This is a genomic window from Candidatus Synechococcus calcipolaris G9, assembly GCF_029582805.1.
Lineage (GTDB): Bacteria > Cyanobacteriota > Cyanobacteriia > Thermosynechococcales > Thermosynechococcaceae > Synechococcus_F > Synechococcus_F calcipolaris.
On sequence record NZ_JAKKUT010000008.1, the window covers coordinates 276615 to 296953 of the forward strand.

19 protein-coding genes and 1 riboswitch are annotated in these 20339 nt (G+C 50.7%); of the genes, 14 read left to right on the forward strand and 5 right to left on the reverse strand.

Annotated features, from left to right (window positions below; translation table 11 throughout):
• Positions 1-59: 59 nt before the first annotated feature.
• From bchI to cdf31, 6 genes are all read left to right on the forward strand, one after another.
• Positions 60-1070 carry a magnesium chelatase ATPase subunit I gene (gene bchI / locus L3556_RS15630; RefSeq protein ID WP_338405768.1) on the forward strand — a complete coding sequence of 337 codons (1011 nt, stop codon included), beginning with the start codon at positions 60-62 and terminating at the stop codon, positions 1068-1070.
• A gap of 24 nt (positions 1071-1094) precedes the next feature.
• Positions 1095-1802: a response regulator transcription factor gene (locus L3556_RS15635; protein WP_277868264.1), complete on the forward strand. Its 708-nt coding sequence runs from the start codon at positions 1095-1097 to the stop codon at positions 1800-1802.
• A gap of 145 nt (positions 1803-1947) precedes the next feature.
• Entirely contained in the window at positions 1948-2850 is a 903-nt protein-coding gene (gene grrP / locus L3556_RS15640) for an extracellular substrate binding-like orphan protein GrrP (protein WP_277868265.1), read from the forward strand.
• 18 nt (positions 2851-2868) lie between these two features.
• Positions 2869-3315, forward strand: a complete 447-nt coding sequence (grrA, locus tag L3556_RS15645) for a GrrA/OscA1 family cyclophane-containing rSAM-modified RiPP (RefSeq protein ID WP_277868266.1) — start codon at positions 2869-2871, stop codon at positions 3313-3315.
• 46 nt (positions 3316-3361) lie between these two features.
• Entirely contained in the window at positions 3362-4576 is a 1215-nt protein-coding gene (gene grrM / locus L3556_RS15650; RefSeq protein ID WP_277868267.1) for a cyclophane-forming radical SAM/SPASM peptide maturase GrrM/OscB, read from the forward strand.
• Between the two features lie 15 nt (positions 4577-4591).
• The gene (gene cdf31, locus L3556_RS15655) at positions 4592-5503 is read left to right on the forward strand and encodes a CDF family zinc efflux transporter Cdf31 (protein WP_277868268.1); all 912 of its coding nucleotides are present in this window, start codon (positions 4592-4594) and stop codon (positions 5501-5503) included.
• Here cdf31 and L3556_RS15660 read toward each other — a convergent pair.
• Positions 5487-5870, reverse strand: a complete 384-nt coding sequence (locus tag L3556_RS15660; protein ID WP_277868269.1) for an MAPEG family protein — start codon at positions 5868-5870, stop codon at positions 5487-5489. The genes cdf31 and L3556_RS15660 overlap by 17 nt on opposite strands.
• A 142-nt stretch (positions 5871-6012) precedes the next feature.
• On the opposite strand from L3556_RS15660, the gene L3556_RS15665 reads away from it, so the two are divergent.
• Genes L3556_RS15665 through L3556_RS15680 form a run of 4 tightly spaced genes read left to right on the forward strand, consistent with a single transcriptional unit; the run spans position 6013 to position 9111 of the window.
• Positions 6013-7065 (forward strand): sulfate ABC transporter substrate-binding protein, encoded by a 1053-nt coding sequence (locus tag L3556_RS15665; protein WP_277868270.1) that lies wholly within the window; start codon positions 6013-6015, stop codon positions 7063-7065.
• Positions 7066-7106: 41 nt separating this feature from the next.
• The gene (gene cysT / locus L3556_RS15670) at positions 7107-7979 is read left to right on the forward strand and encodes a sulfate ABC transporter permease subunit CysT (RefSeq protein ID WP_422110796.1); all 873 of its coding nucleotides are present in this window, start codon (positions 7107-7109) and stop codon (positions 7977-7979) included.
• Positions 7966-8826, forward strand: coding sequence for a sulfate ABC transporter permease subunit CysW (cysW, locus tag L3556_RS15675; protein WP_277868271.1), 861 nt, complete (start codon positions 7966-7968; stop codon positions 8824-8826). Before cysT ends, cysW begins: the two co-directional genes overlap by 14 nt.
• Positions 8827-8829: 3 nt before the next feature.
• Positions 8830-9111 carry an NIL domain-containing protein gene (locus tag L3556_RS15680; RefSeq protein WP_277868272.1) on the forward strand — a complete coding sequence of 94 codons (282 nt, stop codon included), beginning with the start codon at positions 8830-8832 and terminating at the stop codon, positions 9109-9111.
• Between the two features lie 6 nt (positions 9112-9117).
• Here L3556_RS15680 and L3556_RS15685 read toward each other — a convergent pair whose 3' ends face one another.
• Entirely contained in the window at positions 9118-9429 is a 312-nt protein-coding gene (locus L3556_RS15685) for a cell division protein SepF (RefSeq protein WP_277868273.1), read from the reverse strand.
• Positions 9430-9713: 284 nt separating this feature from the next.
• A riboswitch (cyclic di-GMP riboswitch) is annotated at positions 9714-9810 on the forward strand.
• A gap of 77 nt (positions 9811-9887) precedes the next feature.
• Here L3556_RS15685 and L3556_RS15690 point away from each other — a divergent pair.
• A complete protein-coding gene (locus L3556_RS15690) occupies positions 9888-10781 on the forward strand; it encodes a hypothetical protein (RefSeq protein ID WP_277868274.1) in 894 nt (297 codons plus the stop codon).
• Positions 10782-10801: 20 nt separating this feature from the next.
• Here L3556_RS15690 and L3556_RS15695 read toward each other — a convergent pair whose 3' ends face one another.
• A complete protein-coding gene (locus L3556_RS15695) occupies positions 10802-13432 on the reverse strand; it encodes a fimbria/pilus outer membrane usher protein (protein ID WP_277868275.1) in 2631 nt (876 codons plus the stop codon).
• Positions 13433-13442: 10 nt separating this feature from the next.
• Between L3556_RS15695 and L3556_RS15700 the strand changes: the two genes are divergently transcribed.
• Positions 13443-14135, forward strand: a complete 693-nt coding sequence (locus L3556_RS15700; protein ID WP_277868276.1) for a tetratricopeptide repeat protein — start codon at positions 13443-13445, stop codon at positions 14133-14135.
• A gap of 26 nt (positions 14136-14161) precedes the next feature.
• On the opposite strand, the gene L3556_RS15705 is transcribed toward L3556_RS15700, so the two are convergent.
• A complete protein-coding gene (locus tag L3556_RS15705; protein WP_277868277.1) occupies positions 14162-16675 on the reverse strand; it encodes an EAL domain-containing protein in 2514 nt (837 codons plus the stop codon).
• A 409-nt stretch (positions 16676-17084) separates the two neighbouring features.
• On the opposite strand from L3556_RS15705, the gene L3556_RS15710 reads away from it, so the two are divergent.
• Positions 17085-18473, forward strand: a complete 1389-nt coding sequence (locus tag L3556_RS15710; protein ID WP_277868278.1) for a M16 family metallopeptidase — start codon at positions 17085-17087, stop codon at positions 18471-18473.
• A 58-nt stretch (positions 18474-18531) separates the two neighbouring features.
• On the opposite strand, the gene L3556_RS15715 is transcribed toward L3556_RS15710, so the two are convergent.
• Positions 18532-19095, reverse strand: a complete 564-nt coding sequence (locus tag L3556_RS15715) for a peroxiredoxin family protein (protein WP_277868279.1) — start codon at positions 19093-19095, stop codon at positions 18532-18534.
• Positions 19096-19243: 148 nt separating this feature from the next.
• Between L3556_RS15715 and L3556_RS15720 the strand changes: the two genes are divergently transcribed.
• Complete coding sequence (locus L3556_RS15720) at positions 19244-20296, forward strand: YheT family hydrolase (RefSeq protein ID WP_277868280.1); 1053 nt, start codon at positions 19244-19246, stop codon at positions 20294-20296.
• Positions 20297-20339: the final 43 nt, after the last annotated feature.

Genomic DNA, 20339 nt, shown 5'->3' on the forward strand with positions numbered 1-20339 from the left:
TAACGATTGTCCCCCGTCGCCCTGTATTTCCATTTACAGCGATCGTCGGGCAGGAAGAGATGAAATTATCCCTACTCCTGAATGTCATTGATCCCAAAATTGGCGGGGTGATGATCATGGGCGATCGCGGCACGGGCAAGTCCACCACCATTCGCGCCCTAGCGGATCTCCTACCAGAAATTGATGTGGTCGTGGATGATCCCTTCAATAGCCACCCCACGGATTCTGATCTGATGAGTGATGCCATCAAAGAAGCCGTTGCCCGGGGAGAGGACATCCCCAAGGGAACCAAAAAAGTGCCCATGGTGGATCTCCCCCTAGGGGCCACCGAAGATCGGGTCTGCGGCACCATTGATATTGAAAAAGCCCTGGCAGAAGGGGTCAAGGCCTTTGAACCGGGATTATTGGCCAAGGCAAATCGGGGCATCCTCTACGTGGATGAGGTGAACCTTCTGGATGATCATCTGGTAGATGTGCTGCTTGATTCAGCGGCATCGGGCTGGAATACCGTCGAACGGGAAGGCATTTCCATTCGTCATCCGGCTCGATTTGTTTTAGTGGGGTCTGGCAACCCAGAGGAAGGGGAATTGCGCCCCCAACTCTTGGATCGCTTTGGTATGCACGCAGAAATTCGCACCGTAAAGGATCCAACATTGCGGGTTGACATTGTGGAGCAGCGATCGCAGTTTGATCAAAATCCAGAGGGGTTTCTCCAAAAACACTTAGAGGAACAGGAAGTTCTGCAAAAAAAATTAGTGGCGGCCCAAACCCTCCTCCCCAGCGTTTCCATTGATTACGATCTACGGGTGCAAATTTCCCAGGTCTGTGCCGAGCTAGATGTAGACGGACTGCGGGGAGATATTGTCACCAATCGGGCCGCTAAAGCCCTGACCGCCTTGGAAGGACGCACAGAAGTAGAAGTCAGCGATATTGGTCGGGTCATTGTTTTGTGCCTGCGCCATCGCCTCCGCAAGGATCCCCTAGAGTCCATTGATTCTGGCTATAAGGTGGGCAAAGTCTTTAGGGACATCTTTGGCTTTGATCTGAATCAGGATGGAGCCGCAGCGTAGTTCATCGGGTTCTGAGTCCTGATCATGGCCAAGATTCTGTTTGCCGAAGATGAAGTTGAACTGGCCGAACCCTTGGGCCGACTTCTGGAACAGGAAGGCTATCAAGTGGATTTAGCCCATACTGGCACCACCGCCCTAGAGCATTGGCAAACCCTGATCAGCACTGGCCAAGGTTATGATCTGGTCATTTTGGATTGGATGTTGCCGGGGCCCTCTGGTCTAGAGATTTGTCGCCAGTTACGTCGCCAAGGGGATCAAACGCCCGTCCTGTTTTTAACGGCCCGAGATACCCTAGACGATCGGGTAGCCGGCTTAGATGCGGGGGGCGATGACTATTTAGTGAAGCCCTTTGAACTACGGGAACTGTTAGCGCGCATACGGGCCCTGTTGCGTCGTCATTTACCAGGACAGTCATCCTTATCCCTGATCAAGGTCGCGGATCTGGAGCTAGATATGGATAATCGCATCGCCTATCGGGGCGATCGCCCCATTCCCCTATCGGACAAAGAAACCGCTTTGTTAGCCTATTTAATGGAACATCCCCAGCAACTCCTCCCCCACGAAGACATCCAAGCCCATCTTTGGCCCGATCAACCGCCCCCCAACCGAAATGTTCTTGCGGCCCAAATTCGGCTGCTGCGGCGAAAGATTGAGCAACTTGAGGATGTCCCCCTGATTCACACTGTCTATGGCCATGGTTATCGCTTTGGGGAGAGCCTGGATTCACGCTAAACCAATAGTTTTCTGATTTTTCAAGGAAAAAGCATGACATAAAGCGTGGTATAAAAAGAATAAATCTTTCTTTTAACAATGATCTAAAGATCACTTCTAAACAAAAACCTAATTCTGAACGAAAACGAAACAAAAGCGAGTTGTTATGCATCGATGGTTGAGAATTCCCTTTGCCGCCGCGATCGCCTGTGGTGTCGTCCTAAGCCTAGCTGCCTCTAGTTTGGCAGAAACGGTTATGGAAAAAGTTGCCCGCACGGGTGTGTTAACCGTCGGTTCGCCCCTAGGGATTATTCCCTTCTCCTACGTCAACGATCGCCAAGAGCTAACGGGACTATCGGTTAATTTAGTGGAGTTAATCCGCCGTAAACTTGAAGTCCAGGTTGGTCGTCCAGTGCGGGTTGAATATGCCCCCATTAACAATCTGGGAGATATGGTGCCCTTGGTTCAAGCAGGGGCGATCGATGTCACCTGTGGTAGCCAATTTACCTGGGATCGGGATCAGTTTGTGGATTTTTCCATTCCCTACTACTATTCTGGAATTCAACTGCTGACAAAGAAAACAAGCCAACTGAACGGTTCCCCAGAATCCCTAGTGGGTAAACGCATTGGCGTGATTCCCAATTCCCTGGGGGAAACGGTGATCAAAACGATCCAGCCCCGGGCAACTTTAGTGACCTTTAATGAACCCCAGGGGGCGTTGGCAGCCCTTGTATCTGGCCAGGTGGATGGGGTCGCCGGAGATTCTCTAATTTTGGCGGGGGCAGTTCTGCGGTTAAACTCCGACGAGTACGTGCAGGTTCCAGAGCTTCCCTACACCAACTATGGGATTGCCTGCATGACCCGAGAAAATAATTCCCGTTTCTTGAACACAACGAACTTGGCGATCGCCCATTTAATGCAAGGGTATTTAGTGGGAGATGAAAAATATACCGCAATGATTGATCCCTGGTTCGGCCCTAATGGCCTGATTCAGATACCGGAAGATCGTCTGCGGGACTACTTTACCACCGTGATCAATAGCCATGAGTCCATTCGACTACCCCAGTAATGTCAGGAAAATATACCTATGAAAATTAATACCTACACCAGCCTAGTGGGGTTTCTACTCACCCTATCGGCCTTGCAAAGTGGGGCGGCGATCGCCAGCGAACCTAGCCGGGAGTTATCCGATAAGCCCTCCATTGAATCCCGTCTCGATCGCCTAAGCAGCCTCCTGAAAGAGCGTACAGAACAGGCCCAAGAAAATGTTTCTCCAGAGGTTGCCGCCCTCCTAGCAGGCCTAATGGATCTGAATGAAGGGGCCAAACGGGGCTTTGCCAATGGGGCCGGGAATCGCGGTTGGGCCGATGGAGCCCGGGGACGCGGTTGGGCAGATGGGGCCGGGAATCGCGGCTGGGCAGATACGGCCCGAGGGGGCGGCTGGGGCAATGCTGGCGCGGGTACATTTGTGAATGTGAATAATCCCTGGCGAAATGGTTGGGCCGATGGCGGTGGCTTTTTTAATACCTACTAAGCATTGAGATACTGTTGAACGATTTATGAACAATTAAATACTAAACATGGCGATCGCCCCTAGGACAGAAACCACAAATCATTGGGCAACTCAGTCTTGGAACTGTTCACCAGAGGGTCTGGAGACCTTTGGCCCCATTAACCTAGTCGTATTGCAGCCCACCTCCTACTGCAACCTGAATTGCGACTATTGCTATCTACCCGATCGCCACCTCAAAAACCAGATGTCCCTGGACTTGATTGAGCCAATTTTCCGGCAGATCTTTACCAGTCCCTTTTTTCGCAAGGATATTACGGTGTGCTGGCACGCTGGCGAACCCCTAGCCGTGGGGGTGGACTTCTACGAGCAGGCCATCGCCCAGATCCATCAAGCCGAAGTTGAATATAAAGAGCAACCCTACGCGGTTCACCATTCCGTCCAAACCAATGGCATCCTCATTAATCAGGCCTGGTGCGATCTGTTTCAACGCCATAACTTCCATGTGGGGGTGAGTATAGATGGCCCTGCCTTTATTCACGATCTCCACCGCCAAACACCCACAGGCAAAGGAAGCCATCAAGGCACCATGGCGGGCATTGCCCAACTGCAAAAAAATCAGATTCCCTTTAATGTGATTGCGGTGATCAGCCAAGACTCCCTAGACTACGCCGATGAAATCTTTAACTTTTTTGTCGAGCATGGTATTAGGGATGTTGGCTTCAATATGGAGGAAACGGAGGGGGTACATAGCCAATCGTCTCTGGATCACGCCGATATTGAGGAACGCTATCGCGCCTTTATGGAGCGGTTTTGGCAATTAACCCTGGCTTCCCCTGGGGTCATTCAGGTACGGGAGTTTGAGATTCTCTGTCGTCTCATCTACCACGGCGATCGCCTGACCCAGACCGATATGAATCATCCCTTTGTGATTGTCAGCATTGATCATCAGGGCAACTTTTCCACCTTTGATCCAGAACTATTGGCGGTTTCCAGCGATCGCTACGGTGATTTCACCTTGGGCAATGTCCAACGGGATAGTTTGGCCTCCGTCTGCCAGACAGAAAAATTCCAAGCCATCTATGGAGATATGCTGGCAGGGGTGAACCAATGTGCCCGGGACTGCCAATACTTTGGCCTCTGTGGCGGCGGAGCCGGTAGTAATAAATACTGGGAAAAGGGAACCTTTGCCTGCACTGAAACCTATGCCTGCCGCTATCGGGTGCAAGTTCTTACCGATATTGTTTTAGAGCATCTGGAAAACTCTCTGGCACACCCATCCTAAGGAGTAGGGGAAGCTATGGCGAACCCGATGCAAGTGCAGGATCATCGATCTCAAATTCGCTTTGTCCTCCTCCTAACCTTAGGGTTAAATCTATTTGTCACCGGCTTAAAAACCGTTGTCGGCATTTGGACTGGTTCCCTTAGTTTGCAAGCCGATGCCCTCCACAGTTTTACCGATGCCGCTAGTAATGTCCTGGGATTAGTCGCCAATCAATGGGCGAACCCCCATCCCGATCGGGATCATCCCTACGGTCATCAAAAATTTGAGGCCCTAGGCGCCCTAGGAATTGCCGCTTTTTTGGGCATGGCCTGTTTTGAAATTCTCCAAAGTGCGATTGAGCGGATTTGGCACGGCAGTGATGACCTGACCATTAGCTCAACGGAACTCTGGCTCCTCTTGCTTGTTTTGGGAATCAATATCTTTGTCACCCTCTATGAGCGTCACATGGGCCAAAAACTGGGGAGTCCTGTCCTTTTAGCCGATGCCCAGCATACCCTCAGCGACGTCTGGGTGACCTTTGCCGTCCTTGGCGGTCTCATTGGCATTTGGTGGCTGGAATGGCAGTGGTTAGATCTGGTCTTAGCCTTCCCTGTCGCATTGCTGGTTTTTTGGAGTGCTTGGCGGGTTCTGAAAACCAATATTCCCTGGTTAGTGGATCAGGTGGCGATCGCCCCCGAAGCCATTCATCGTATTGTGATGACCGTTCCCGGCGTACTGAATTGCCATGATATTAGCTCCCGTGGCGTAGTCGGGCGGCAGGTCTTCATTGAAATGCACCTAATTGTGGATGCCCAAGATGTGACGGCGGCCCATGCGATTACCGAAGCCGTCGAAGCGGCCCTCCAGGAACGCTATGCCCCCGCCCGCATTTTGACCCACGTTGAACCGAAGCCCTATGAATCAGATCGCCTTAGCTACGGTAACTAACCAAAATGGCGATCGCCGCCCCAGCCAACACCGCAAACGTCACAACCATACCCGTCACCCGATAAATTAAATTTTCCTTGGTTTGGCTGAGTCCAAAGGCATGGAGGCATCGTCCCAAGAACAACCCTCCACAAAGACCATGGATCCAAAGGGAAGACCCAGTTTGGACTTCGAGTAAGTAAATGATAAAGAGCGTAAAGGGGACATACTCAACAAAATTTGCATGAACCCGAATCGCCCGCTTGAGGCCGATTTGGCCACCATCGCCAAGGGCAACACTCGACTTCCCTCGCAGAATAATGACCCGACCACTTAAACCAATCAAAAATAGGGCAAAAAGCGCAGCATAGCCTGGAGTAATGAGCATGGGTTCTACGGAGAGACAAAAACTATCCCCATCCTAATTGTTGCAGGGGCATCCAGGGGTTTGCAAACGAAGCCAATTTGAGTAGTATATAAATCTATCGGTATCCCGATGTATAAATCGTAGATTAAAGGATCGAGACCCTATGTTGTATGGTTCCAAGTCAATTCGGCGGTGGTTAGCCCTCTTTTTGGTGGGAATTGGTTTAAGCGGCATTATTGCGGCCTGCGGGCCCCAAGGGGACAGTGGCGATTCGGCCAGCCAGCCAGATGTAGAAATCACCCTGGCCTCCTTTGCCGTCACAAAAGCTGCCCATGACGCAATTATTCCCAAGTTTCAGGAAAAGTGGAAGGCAGAACATAACCAAAATGTTCGCTTTAATCAAAGTTATGGGGGATCTGGTTCCCAGACTCGCGCGATTTTGGATGGTTTAGAAGCAGATATTGTCCACCTAGCCGTAGGGGTTGATGTAGATCGCTTGGCTGAAGGCGGTTTAGTCAGCGGGGATTGGACGGAAAAGCTACCGGATAAGGGTATTGTGACCAAATCTGTAGCAACAATTATTACCCGGGATGGCAACCCCAAAAATCTCACCAACTGGCCCGATTTAGCCCGTGACGGGGTATCCTTTATTACGGCAGACCCTAAAACCTCCGGCGTTGCTCAGTGGAACTTCTTAGCCCTATGGGGATCTGTCACCCAGACCGGGGGTACAGAGGAACAGGCGAAGGAATTTGTCACCCAAGCCTTTCGTAATGCCCCCATTCTCAGTAAAGATGCGCGGGAAGCAACGGATACCTTTTTTACCCAGGGTCAAGGGGATGCCCTAGTCAACTATGAAAATGAAGCCATCCTTGCCAACTTGAAGGGAGAAAATTTGCCCTACACCGTTCCTAGTGTCAATATTTCCATTGATAATCCCCTAGCCGTAGTGGATGCCAATGTGGATAAGCATGGCAATCGGGAGGTCGTGGAAGCCTTTGCTGAATTTCTCTATACCCCAGAAGCTCAGCGGGAATTTGCTGCAGTTGGATTTCGGCCCGTTGAACCGACGGTAATTGCCGAATATGCCGATAAATTCCCCAAAATTGAGACCCTCTTCACCATCGATGATCTGGGGGGCTGGGGTTATGCTCGCGAACATTTCTTTGGGGATGGCGGTGTCTTTGATCAGATCATTGCAGCCGGCCGCTCCTAAATTCTCGTTATCCTAGCTATAAACCGTTATTAAAGAACACCATGGTTTCCACTACCCCATTGCCTAAACAGTCTCCAAGCCAAAATTCCCTGGCTCTCTTGCTCATATCCCTGTGGCGCATGCCCTGGGTCTGGAAGATCACCTGGTTTTACCTCAGCGTGATGCTGTTCATTCCCACCGTCGCCATGCTAGCCAAGGCTAGTACCGCTGGGCCAGCCGAGTTTTGGCGAGTTGCCACTACACCCATTGCCCTTTCTGCCTATGATGTCACCTTTGTAACGGCATTCTTTGCCGCAATCATAAATGGCTTCTTTGGTACCTTAGTGGCCTGGGTATTGGTGCGTTATCAGTTTGTGGGCAAGCGATATATTGATGCGATCGTCGATTTACCCTTTGCTTTACCGACGGCGGTGGCGGGGTTGACCTTGGCCACTATCTACAGTGATAAAGGTTGGATCGGTTCCCTCTTGGTTCCCTTCGGCATTAAAGTCTCTTTTACCCGCTTGGGAGTGGGGGTGGCCATGGTGTTTATTTCTTTGCCCTTTGTGATTCGGACGGTGCAGCCGGTACTCACAGAGTTGGAAAAGGAAATTGAAGAAGCAGCTTGGTGCTTAGGGGCTAGCCAATGGCAAACCTTTTGGCGAGTGATTTTGCCGCCCCTCACGCCTGCTATTTTAACGGGTATTGCCCTCGGTTTTTCCCGGGCAGTGGGCGAGTACGGATCCATTGTCATTATTGCCGCAAATATGCCCTTTAAGGATTTAATTGCCCCTGTATTAGTGTTCCAAAGTTTAGAGCAGTACAACTACGAAGCAGCCACCGTCATTGGTACGGTCATGCTTGTTATTTCCCTAGTGATTTTGTTTGTGATTAATTTAATTCAAGCTTGGGGCCGCCGCTATGACGATCGCTAAACCACCATTAACTAAAAAGAAATCCTGGGTTCCTACGGCCTTAATTCTCGTGACTATTCTCTACCTGGGCTTGGTGTTAATCATTCCAGCGGCGAATGTCTTTTACCAAGCCTTTGCCAGCGGTCTTGGCCCATTTCTCAAGAACCTGCAAGAGAAAGAGTTTCTCCATGCCGCCTGGATGACCCTGATGTTGGCCCTAGTGACAGTTCCCATTAATACTGTGTTTGGCCTGTGCGCTGCCTGGGCGATCGCCCGCCATCATTTCCCCGGTCGCGCCTTACTACTAAGTATCATTGATTTACCGTTTTCAGTCTCTCCAGTCGTCGCTGGATTAATGCTGGTCTTGCTGTACGGACGGAATGGTTGGCTGGGCCCCTGGTTACAAGAAGCAGATATTCGGATTATCTTTGCCTTTCCGGGAATGGTTCTAGCCACCGCCTTTGTCAGCCTACCCTTTGTGGCCCGGGAGGTAATTCCGGTACTGGAAGAGGTGGGCATGGATCAAGATGAAGCGGCCCAGACCCTAGGGGCCAGTGAATGGCAAACCTTCTGGCGCGTCACCCTCCCCAATATTCGCTGGGGTCTACTCTATGGTGTCCTACTCACCAATGCCCGGGCCATGGGAGAATTTGGAGCCGTGGCAGTGGTCTCTGGCAATATTGGCGGTAAAACCCAAAGTCTACCCCTGTTTGTGGAAGAAGCCTATAAAAACTATGCCACCCAATCTTCCTATGCCGCAGCGGTGGTCTTGGCCCTCCTTGCCGTTATCACCCTGATCTTCAAGGAGATTTTAGAGCGCAAAACTCGGCGAAAATTAAGGAATGCCCAAACAGCCCTAGGAGAGTAAACAATGACCACTGATGCGATAGATCAAGATAACCGCCTGAACCACAAGAAAATTTTTCTGCGTATTGATAAGCGATACCACCAGGAGCCAGTCATTTCTAATCTGGTGTCAAAATTTAACTTACGAATTAATATTGCCAGTGCCCTGCTGACTCGAAGCTGGAATGAGGATGGCTGGTTTGAGCTAGAAATTGAAGGAACACTCACCCAAATTAATAGTGCCCTAAGTTACCTCAATGATCTCGATCTAGAGGTCCTTAAAGAAACCGAAGAGGATGGGTGGTAAAGGTGACTAGCGGGCAGGAACTGCCGTAGCAGCTTGGGGGGAGGCGGTCTCATTGATCTGAATAATATTGGGAGTAAATAAAAAGACCCCATCCCCTAGGCGAGATTGATTACCACTGATGGCGTAGGTACTACCGGCGGCAAAATCTGAGATGCGCTGGGCTTCGGAGATGTCTAGCTCTTCCAAATTCAGGATAACGGCTTTATCTGCCCGTAAAGCTTGCACAATCAGCGTTGTGTCCTGTAGGGATTGGGGCCTGATGACAATGACTTCGTACCCACTATTGAGGGAGCGGTTCAGGGAGGCAACATCATGCATAGTTAAAGATTCCAATGAAACTGATTGGGCGCACTATTTAGGGTGTCCGAGAAGATTGCGTAAGGATTTAACAAAACATTCAGGTTCATGCAATGCGTCCGAAATGTTCCTTAAGCGTAACATAATCTATTCTGCAACGCCCTACCCTAGAGACTTTAAGCCTAGCTGGCCTGCCAATTGTAAAGTTTGTAAATTTATTCTACGAGGGTCTTGCTTCTATCTGACTTTTGAGCTACTTTAGTAATCAGATAGGGCTATACATCCCCCGCATAGCCCCCCTCAAATCCCCGAAAAGGTAACTTATTCCGAAAGGGTAAGACTCAAATCAGAGATCCTATAGCCGTTCGTTTCAAAACTGGTATGGATGCCTTTGATGCCGAAGGGATTTTCCCCCTATTCAAAACAGTCTACTCATGGCTTCTTTCCAGTGGCTTTGGTCATTTTTATGGTGAGAATTCGTGGTATTCAATATTAATAACGCGGCGACAATGATCCGTCGGAAGTGTCTGATTTGCCTTGGTTTTGTGGTTTTCCTAGGGGTGGGAATCCTTGGTTCCCTGCCAGGTTTTGGGTCAGAGCAGCCGAGTATTCGGGTTAATCGTGATCAACCTACCCCAGGGGAGCAATCCCTTGAGGAAGGAGCGATTAGGGTGATCCTGCGTTCCCAACCCGATCGGGAGATGGATTGGAAGCTCCATTTGGATTATCAGGTTTTTTATAACGATCAACTCCAACTGAGCGATCGCCGGGAAACCTACTATTTTGGCGAGGTGAGTTTCAGACCTTTGCAGGGGCGTTCCTCCCTGGACGTAGTGGTGACGACCTTTACCGGGGGATCTCGCTGTTGCTTGCAGTATGAAATTTTTTCCTGGCGGGGCGATCGCTTCGAGAGGGTTGATATAGGCCCCTTAGATGGGGGAGGTGAGTTCAAAGATTTAGACGGGGACGGTCGAGAGGAACTAGTCGCAATTGATCCTGCTTTTTTGTATACCTTTGCCCCCTATGTTGGATCATTTCCGCCCTCGGCAATTTATCGATTAGAGCAGGATCGGCTGGTGAATGTTACCCAAGAATACCCTACCTACCTAAAGGCTAGGGCAATGGAAATGTATACCACGATTATGGAGGCGAAGCAGGACAAGATTCCCGTGAATGGTGCCTTGGCAGGGTACGTGGGGCAGATGGCCTTGATCGGTGAATTTGAGTCGGCCTGGCAGGTGATGCTAGAAAACTATGATCCGACTATTGACTGGGGTTTGACCCGTTACAATGATGCCGGAGAAGTGATTCAGGAGTTTCCTGATTTTCCGACGGCCCTCAGATTTTTCCTAGAAGAGCAAGGGTATATTTAGGGAGCGGTTGCGGGAATTGTTTAGGGAACAGTTAACGTGCCTAAGTCATAGAGTCCGGTTTGGGTTTCAGGAATGTCAAAGGTGAGGGGTGGCCCGGGGCGATCGCGAAAACGGATTTGATACCGACCGGGCCGAAATCCCTCTAGGGCGAACCTGCCCACGCGATTCGTAAATAAAATAACCGACGGGCGATCGGGGTCTGATAAATCATCTACGTCTGCGGTAATCAGACCGAGGGGTTCCCCTTGGGCATCCCGCAGTTCCCCACGCAGGAAGACGCTGGCATCGGTTCCCACCTGAATCACTAGACCACTTTTATAGGTGGGAAAAACATTGTATTGGGTATCTCCCAAATCGTAACCCAAGGGTAAATCCGGGGCATCCATGCGTAGGCTGGTGACGTAATAGGGGGTTAAGTTAGGGACAACGGCGGGGCCAAAGCGATCAGCCTGGGCGACATAGTTATTGAGGCTAGGATTAACTCCCACGGTTTGCTTCCCTAGGGCCGGATTGCGGGTAATAATTGCAAAACTTCCGGTGACGGGCCGGGATAGGGCAAAGGCGCGATCGGCAAAGACAAAGGCGGTGCCAAAGGTTGTCCGGGAATTGGCGCGGAGGGTAGTATCATTCACTATTGGGCTATTAAAGCGATGCAGCACCGCTAACTCATTGCGAAAGCCAGTGTAGTTTAAGTTCCCTAATAAATTATTTTCTTCCGTCAAGGTTTCGCCAGTTATATTGGTGGTAAAGCCATTCACAAGGGCCTGGGTGCGGTAGTTCCAGCGTAGGGTATGACGAAAGTCATTTTGTTGAGAGATGCTGGTTTGACTGTTGATACTTTGGCGGGGCGCAAAGAGCCATTGCAAATTCAGAAGAACCTGATGATCCTGCTCGCCGCTGGTGTCTTGGCGATGGACTAAATTGAGATTCACCCCTAGGCCATTGGGGAAGGATCGCCCCAAACCGACGCTGGCACTATAGCTATCGGGGGAGAGATTATCCTCTACCCGGCCGCGACGATAATTAAACCCGACATTGCCAGTGATGCCCGCCGGTAAGCGTTGACTATAGCTACTGGAGACACTCCAATCGAATCCTTGGAGAAAGAGCGAATCTTCGGGAAAAAGGGAACTGATGCGATCGTCAAAGGTACGAAATTGGCCCCCCCGCCGCTCTAGGGCAAGGCGAAAGACAGGTTGCCAACGACTTTGGGGCCCTAGGTCTAAATATTCATAGCGTAGCCGTAAACCATAATCCACATTGCCATCAAAATGACTCAGGCCCGTATCCAGGCGAATATTGCCCAAAGGGGTGGCCTTAACGGTTTCCAATCCCAGGAGTTGCTGATTGGGATCCGCCTGGGTGTAGCCGCCCATGGTTAATGCATTGGTGAGGCCGACGCGATGGGCGGCAATTAGTAGGGGGGTTTCAACGTCATAGTTACGAAAGGTTCCAGAGGTAGTTTCATCCACGGGAAAGCCGATATTATAGCTAAACTGTTGGATCCCCTGGGCCAGTAAATCCGAAGCCACCGCCGCCGAAAAATTGAGTTGTTGTACCTGACCCACGGCATTGGTAATCACGAGGCTAATGTTATTTACCCCCACATTCAGGGGCAAATCCCGTAGGTCTTGGGGGCCGGCCGGTAGGGTAAGGGTTTGCCGCAAAAAGCCGTTGACATAAATTTCCACTTCGGAGGGGGTATCCAGGGTGAACTGGAAATTACCACGGGGTTGAATGGTGAGGTAGGGCTGGAGGGTGAAATTCCGACTGGCAGATAGGCCCAACATGGGCACAAAAGCCTGATAGCCCGTGGTCGAAAGGTTAAGATTACCGGCAGCGTAGCGAATTCCCCGCAGCGGATCATCCCGTACCAAGCGTAGATCTCCCTGGACAAATTCAGGATTCCCTAATTCCGTATAGGTGGTACTCCCTTCAAAGACCCAGTTTTTGAGATTAAAGGCACCGTCAAAATTGAGGGAGAGAGGTTGCCGACCAACAAGCTCACTATCGGGGCCCGTCCACACCACATCTTGACCGCCGCGAACATTCAAAAAACCACTGACCGTTGCCGGACGAACTGCCGTAGCCGCTTCCGGGGGTGCCCCCACTTGACTCAGGTTATAGATACTGGTGCGGCGCAATACGGGGGGAATATCCACTCGCAGCTCCAGAGTGCGCTCATTAAATAACGCCTCTAAGCCCACCTGTTGCAGAGCCTCTAGGGGTAAGTTGCCCTCATTGCTCACATTAGCCTCTAGGGTTTGCTGGAGTTCGGGTCGTAGGAATGTTGCCAGGCGTACCAGAAAGGGGTCTGCTTGAATTTGCACCGGAGATGCGGATGCTTGACCAATGAAAACGAGAACTTGCCCCTGTTCTAAATCGTTAATAAAAAAAGGAACCACAACCCGTTGAACACCTCTGGGGGTGCGGGGGCGGCCAAAAACTTCTTCAAATAGGGCATCTTGATTGGGGGAGGGGGGCGGGTCTGGGGTATCGGATTCCGGTTCTATTCCCTGGGGAGTCTCCCCAGTCTCTCCATCCACTCCCAAAGCATCAGGCCCAAGGGCATCAGGAGCAGCATAGGCTTGGGGAACAATGAGTATGATGGCAATGAGGGGAAATATTTTCCGTACTGTAAATGCAATCATGCTGTCTGGGATGTTCAAACCGCTGTATCGTTACTGTGTTCATTTACCGTCGATCGCCGGGGGCTTACTCATCTTTACGCTGACTTTTATGGGGGGTGGGCCATTACCCATTAGGGCAACGGAGGATAGGGACGCGGCGGAACGTCTCTTTAAGCAGGGGGTTGAACAGGCCTTAATTCAGAACTATGGAGCGGCGATCGCTGACTTTACGTTGGTAATTGATCTGGGCAGTGCCCTACCAGAGGTGTACTACAATCGAGGATTGGCTAGGGATCGTCTTGGAGATATTGAGGGGGCCGTTGCGGACTATTCCATGGCGATTCGTTTGGATCCCTTTGATGCGGCGGCCTTTGTCAATCGCGGTAATTTATATAGTCTTCAGGGAGATTTTCGGGCGGCTCTACGGGACTTTGACCGGGCCATTCAGGCGGATCCAACCCGGGTGACGGCCTACTATAACCGAGGTAATACCCACTATGAATTGGGTGAGTTTGCCCGGGCGATCGCCGACTATAACACCTGTTTGCAACTGGTTCCGGATTTTGCCGATGCTTTTGTGAATCGCGGACTGGCCTACTTTCAACTGGGCGATCGCCAGCGGGCCCAGCGAGATCTCAATCGGGCCAGTCAACTCTTTTTGAACCAAGATAATGTGGCCGCCTATGCCGAGGTTTTAGATCGGATCACGGGTCTAGAGCTTTAAGGTTTGGGGATTGGCAATTAGGGGGCTCAAAGGGATGATAATAGGCCCGCTTGGGCGGTGAGACTGTTTTGTTCCAGCATGAGGATCACCCGTTCACGGGAAAGGGGACGGGCAAAATAATATCCTTGACCGTAGGTGCAGTTTAGGGCTTGCAGATTCAGTAATTGCCCTAGGGTTTCGATGCCTTCGGCCACCACCTCTAAACCCATGGACTTCGCCAAGGTAATGATGGTGGGCACAATATTGGCGCGGGTATCTTCACTATCTAGGTGTTCAATGAAGCAGCGATCGATCTTGAGGGTATCAATGGGAAACTTATGCAAATAGCTCAACGAGGAGTAGCCCGTACCAAAGTCATCCATATAGAGCTTAATACCCAATTGGCGAATTTCTTGAAGGGCCGCGATCGCAACGTCTGTATTTTCAATCAGGATGCTCTCCGTCACTTCTAAGCGCAAGCGATGGTTCGGAAAACCTGTTTTTTCAAGGATCACTTGCAGTTTATCTAGGAGATCCGGTTGTTGAAAATGTCGCCCGGTTAAATTCACACTAATGCTGAGGTGATCACTATGGGGAAAGCTCCCCTTCCATTCCTGCATTTGTAGGCAAGCCTGCTCCATCACCCACCAACTAATGGGCACAATCAATCCCGTTTCTTCGGCGATCGCCATAAATTCCCCCGGTGCGATAATTCCCCGCTGGGGATGCTGCCACCGCAATAGGGTTTCAAAGCCAACAATGATTTCAGTTTTTAAGTCAACAATGGGCTGGTAATAAACGCGAAACTCTTTTCGCTCCATAGCACGCCGTAGTTCGGTTTCCAGTTGCATCATGGCTAAGGTTTCCACCCGCATTGCCGTACTAAATACCTCATAGCGAGATTTACCCAGGGATTTAGCCCGATACATGGCCGTGTCCGCATCTCGAATCAGATCCTCTGGGGTTCGAGTGTCTGGGTTTTTCAGGGCAATGCCAATACTGGTGGTGGCAAAAACCTCATGGCCATCAATCAAAAAGGGACGAGATAGGGCTTTGAGGATACGCTCTGATACTTGGACAGCAAAGTCAGTACTGGAAATATCGTCTAGAAGAATGGCAAACTCATCCCCGCCGAGGCGAGCCACCGTATCTTCACTACGGAGGCAGGTTTGTAGCCGCTGGGCCATGCCGATGAGGAGTTGATCCCCCGATAAATGCCCTAGGCTATCGTTAATGACCTTAAACCGATCCACGTCCAGGAATAGCACCGCAAATATATAATTGGGGCGGCGATAGCAGCGATTGAGGGCTTGACCGATCCGATCCATGATCAAAATCCGGTTGGGCAAGCCGGTCATGGCATCATGAAGGGCATCGTGGAGAATTTGCTCTTGAATGAGGCGATACTCGGTAATATCGGTCATGGAACCCGCCATGCGGTAGGGGATGCCATTTTCATCCCGTAATGCTTGCCCCCGCGATCTCATCCAGCGGTATCCGCCATCCCGATGCTTGAGGCGAAACTCACATTCAAGGTGGGGGCGTAGTCCTGACAAATGCTCTTCAATTTCGAGGTTGACGCGGTTTTGATCGTCGGGATGAATCCGCTGGAGCCAATCCTCAGGAACATCAGCCAAGCTACCGGGTTCGTAACCAATCATGGCAGCCCAGCGGGGAGAATAGTAAATTTTGTCATCGAGCAAATTCCAGTCCCACAGTCCATCATTAGCCCCCCGCGCTGCAATGGCATAACGCTCTTCACTCTCCCGTAGGGCCTGCTCAATTTTTTTGCGATGAGTAATATCGACAATATAACAGCGCACCAGATCGCTTTCCGGTAAGCAATGAATGGTCTGTTCGTAGATGCGATCGCCGGCTTCAATTTCCCGAATAAAAAAGCAGCGATTGGGGCTTTGAGTCCACTGCTCTAAGTCTTTTAAGAGGGGGTGAACCGGGTCTCCTTGACTTATCTCGGGAAATTCCGCCACTGCCGCCGGATTGAGATAGGTTAGTTTACCGCTAGGGTCTAGCTCTAGGATTGGATTTGGACTCAGTTCTGGAAATGAGGATAGGCGTAACAGTTGGACATCGCTGAGTTTTTTAATATCGGCAACGGACAGCCCGGAAGTTTCAAAGGGTAAACTTTTACTGGCAACGGGGCTACTGGAGAGTTGGGCTGCCTTGGTGTAGCGGGAAAAGGCGGAGTCCGACAAATTTGAAACCGCATGGTATCGGGCCCGCACATCCCCGGCAAAAATGATCAGATCCCGGTGTTTGAGAATACAGGAAGTACAGGCCTTACCATTGACCGTCGTTCCATTAACACTGCGTTTACCCTGGAGATCTCCATCAATTAGACGAAAGAAATAGTTTCCAGATTCTGGATCCAACACCCGCAGCAGCATGGCATGTTGACGAGAGACCATCTGGGAGTGAACCACAATCGTATTACTGGGATGGCGGCCCAGGGAATAGGTTCCCGAATCTAAGGAAACGGTGCGCCGTCCCTGTTCATCTTGGATAACCAAGAGATGGCGAATACGTTCTTCAGGGATAGTCACGACGGGCTTTCATGGTAAGGGATCACTGCTAGGAAGCAAAGAATAAGAATTTTTAGAGGATGACCATAGAACGATAATAAGAGACGTTAAGTATTACGTAGCAAGCCCATTGAGCATTAAACCGATGATGGCTGGAAACGCAACTTAGTTTCTCAAGGAATGAATGAATTTTAATTAATTGAAGGTATAATAAATAAGCCCTCACCCTAATCATAATCAAATTTTCCCTATGGTCAAAATACCAAGACATTCCCTTGTTGGATATTATTTGGCCCGGCTGCGTCAATGGCTATGGGGGGCGATCGCCCCTAGGGGGGGGCAAACAGTCCCAGGGATTCTATTCTCCCTAAAGGGTTTAGGTCTTGGGATAATCCTATTTATAACCTTAGGATGGGGCAATGGAAACGCCATGGCTGCAACGGCAAAACACTACAGTGAGCTTTCCCTGCCTCCCCTACCGGAGGTGACGATCCCCGATTACTATCGCTACGACTTAGCCAATGGGTTGACAGTTTACCTGATCGAGGATCATCAATGGCCGATTGTGCGGGGAAGTGTGATTCTGCGGGCTGGTAGCCGCTGGGATCCACCGGATCGGGTGGGTTTGGCAGATATTAGTGGGGAGTTACTGCGAAATGGCGGTACTAGGGAGCATCCGGCCCCGGTCTTGGATCAATTACTAGAGGAGCGGGCGGCCACCATTGAGTCGAGCATTGGTAAAACCCTAGGGCGGGTGAACTTTACCAGTTTGCGGGAAAATGTGCCGGAGGTATTGGACTGGTTTGCAGAGGTGATTCAAACCCCGGCGATCGCTGAGAATCGATTTGCCCTAGCCCAACAGCGTCGTCAAGGTCTGATTGCCCGGCGCAATGATAACCCGGATGGGATCGCCCAGCGGGAATTTTATAAACTCATTTACGGCAGTGACAGTCCCTATGCCCGTAGCCCGGAATACCTAGATATTGCCAATATCACCCTGGAAGATGTGGGTCAATTTTATGATACCTATCTCCACCCTAGCCGCATGATCCTCGGGATTGTCGGTGATTTCGATCGGGAACAGATGGAGCAGATGATCCAAGATCGCTTTGGTGCCTGGAATCCACCGCTGCCGCCCCCTTTGCCTCTTCCCGTGATCAATTCTGCTAAAAACGATCCGGGCCTATTTCTCGTCGATCGCCCCAATCTCAGCCAGAGTTATATTTACCTGGGCCATTTAGGGGGAACCCTGGAGGATCCGGATGTGTTTTCCCTGTATGTCCTCAATGGGGTTCTGAATGGCTTTGGTGGTCGCCTATTTAACCAGGTGCGATCGCGGCAAGGGCTGGCCTACAGTGTCTACGCAGCCTGGAATCCTGAATTTGATTACCCCGGTATTTTCTATGGCAAGGGCCAGACCCAATCCAGTTCTACCCTAGACCTGATTCAAGCTCTCAAGACTGAGATTAGAGCCCTGCAACAGGAACCCATTTCCGCCCCTGAACTCGCCTACGCCAAGGAATCAATTTTGAACTCCTTTGTATTTAACTTTCGTGACAGCGGCCAAGTTCTGGCGCGGTTAATGCGTTATGAGTATTTTGGCTATCCCAGTGATTTTATTTTTCGTTATCAACAGGGAGTAAAAGCGACCCAAATTAAAGATGTTCAACAGGTAGCCCGGCAACATTTACACCCCGATGACTTAACGACGTTGATTGTTGGGGAGGGCCGCACCCTAAGGGAACTCCTGGAACAGGAATCTATACCCATCACCTCCATTGATGTCACCATTCCCGCCCCCGTTGGTGCAAACTCTTAGCGCGATGAACGTGAGAGGATAGAACTAACCTGCCTCAGAGTACTAGGCCAAAATATTACTAGGCCAAAGTAGCCACTTCTGCCTTTAATCGATCGACGCTGGCATTGTCATCTAAAAACGAGAACAGGTGCTTATAGCGAAGTTTCCCCTCCTTATCAATCAGAAACTGGGCCGGCAGGGGCGCACCCAAGGCTTGACCTGTTTGATAGAGACGAAAGGCTTTGCAGGTGGGATCACTGAGTAAGGGCAGTTTGAGATCCAAATCCTGGGCAATGGTCTGACTCTGCACCGGATCCGTACTGGTTACGAGTAATACTTCGACTCCTTTCCCTTGAAAGTCTTCATAGGCGGCATTCAGGGCCTGAATGTGGGGGAAACAGAGGGGACAGTATTGATGTTCGGTAAAGATGCGTGTCAAGGCTAAAATAACCGGCTGTTGCGTCCAAATTGAGGAAAGCCGTAGGGATTTTTGTTCCTGTACCCAAAGTAATTCCACATCCGGCACAAGTTGCCCGTTACTGAGGGGGTTGGTTGCCGGTATTGGCAGAGTATTTTGCCAAAATCGGTCATTCACTAGGCCAGTGAAATTGGTTGAAGTTAAAAAAGGAAGCCGCACACTCATTCAGGATGTCCCCAGACAAGATACCTCAACGCGATCGCCCCATATGTCTAAAAATCTATCTAAAAATCTAAATGTCTCAAAAAGGGGCGCAGGTTTGCCATGATTATAAGCTGAATCTGTCTTCCCCAGAACCCTATGGCTGATCTCTATGGCTAGTCGTGACTATCTCCCTCCCTGGGCCCTGCGCTCTGGAGTTGTCCATACTGTTTTTACGGCCTTTGGTCAGAAATATTTTCCCTCTGGCCATTGGCAACCGGAGCAGGAGTATATCTTTGAGGGCTTTGAAGGAGTTCCCCTCTATGGTGAAGGGCGGCGCAACCTGGGCGATCGCGGCACGATGATTGCCACCTACGGCATTACGGGAGATTTAACCAACCAGTGGTTTTTGGATCAATTGGCCACTAGGGCAGATGCAGCGGGTTTCAGTGTGATTCGCTTTGATTGGCGGGGCCATGGTCGTTCCGCCGAATTATCCCCCACCCTCACCGCTGATGGTCTAAGGGAAGGTCAGGATTTTCTTGCCATTGCCAAGCGGGCGATCGCCCTGGGGTATCCAAGGCCGTTCTGGTGTGTGGGCTATTCTCTGGGGGGACAGTTAGCTCTCTGGGGAGCCTGGGCCGGTCAAAATGATCCAGAGGGGGTGATTGGAGGAGCAGCGGTTATTTGCCCTAACTTAGACTCAAACCGCTCCCTAACCCATTTGGTTCAAACCCCGTGGGGGCGAAGAATTGAGCAGTCCATTAGTCGCCAGTTGCGTCGCCTTGCCCTACAACTACACGGGTATCATCCCCAGAAATTTGATCTAGGGGCGATTGCACGGGCCACGACCATCGCCGGTTTTGATCGGGAGTTGGTGATTCCCCGTTTGGGATTTGCGACCGTTGCCGACTATTACTATGCCAGTAGCCCCTTACGCTTTCTGAGCCAGTTAACCTTACCCACCTATATTCTCTATGCCGCCGATGATCCTCTGTTTGACCCCACCATTATTGCGATTCTCCAGGCAGTGGCCCAGGAAAATACCCAGATCAAACTGTGTTTAACTCGCCATGGCGGCCATGTGGGCTACTTTAGCTCTCGCCATTGCCAACGGATATGGAAAGATGGCGATCGCCATTGGGGCAGTCATCGCTTAGTGGATTGGTTAGTCGCTCAGTCTTGTTCTGGGCAGTCCTGTTCTGGGGAAGCTGCGGATGGATAGCGGGTACTCCCTAAGTTGACCGATCCTATCGCCCCGAAGCAAG

Coding starts and splice junctions, on each gene's coding strand:
- L3556_RS15685 (WP_277868273.1), bottom strand. CDS start 9,429: ATGCATGATGTTGCCTCCCTGAACCGCTCCCTCAATAGTGGGTACGAA.
- grrA (WP_277868266.1), top strand. CDS start 2,869: ATGAAAATTAATACCTACACCAGCCTAGTGGGGTTTCTACTCACCCTA.
- bchI (WP_338405768.1), top strand. CDS start 60: ATGAAATTATCCCTACTCCTGAATGTCATTGATCCCAAAATTGGCGGG.
- cysT (WP_422110796.1), top strand. CDS start 7,107: ATGGTTTCCACTACCCCATTGCCTAAACAGTCTCCAAGCCAAAATTCC.
- L3556_RS15700 (WP_277868276.1), top strand. CDS start 13,443: ATGTTCAAACCGCTGTATCGTTACTGTGTTCATTTACCGTCGATCGCC.
- L3556_RS15715 (WP_277868279.1), bottom strand. CDS start 19,095: ATGAGTGTGCGGCTTCCTTTTTTAACTTCAACCAATTTCACTGGCCTA.
- grrP (WP_277868265.1), top strand. CDS start 1,948: ATGCATCGATGGTTGAGAATTCCCTTTGCCGCCGCGATCGCCTGTGGT.
- L3556_RS15710 (WP_277868278.1), top strand. CDS start 17,085: ATGGCTGCAACGGCAAAACACTACAGTGAGCTTTCCCTGCCTCCCCTA.
- L3556_RS15695 (WP_277868275.1), bottom strand. CDS start 13,432: ATGATTGCATTTACAGTACGGAAAATATTTCCCCTCATTGCCATCATA.
- grrM (WP_277868267.1), top strand. CDS start 3,362: ATGGCGATCGCCCCTAGGACAGAAACCACAAATCATTGGGCAACTCAG.
- cdf31 (WP_277868268.1), top strand. CDS start 4,592: ATGGCGAACCCGATGCAAGTGCAGGATCATCGATCTCAAATTCGCTTT.
- L3556_RS15635 (WP_277868264.1), top strand. CDS start 1,095: ATGGCCAAGATTCTGTTTGCCGAAGATGAAGTTGAACTGGCCGAACCC.
- L3556_RS15680 (WP_277868272.1), top strand. CDS start 8,830: ATGACCACTGATGCGATAGATCAAGATAACCGCCTGAACCACAAGAAA.
- L3556_RS15720 (WP_277868280.1), top strand. CDS start 19,244: ATGGCTAGTCGTGACTATCTCCCTCCCTGGGCCCTGCGCTCTGGAGTT.
- L3556_RS15660 (WP_277868269.1), bottom strand. CDS start 5,870: ATGCTCATTACTCCAGGCTATGCTGCGCTTTTTGCCCTATTTTTGATT.
- L3556_RS15665 (WP_277868270.1), top strand. CDS start 6,013: ATGTTGTATGGTTCCAAGTCAATTCGGCGGTGGTTAGCCCTCTTTTTG.
- cysW (WP_277868271.1), top strand. CDS start 7,966: ATGACGATCGCTAAACCACCATTAACTAAAAAGAAATCCTGGGTTCCT.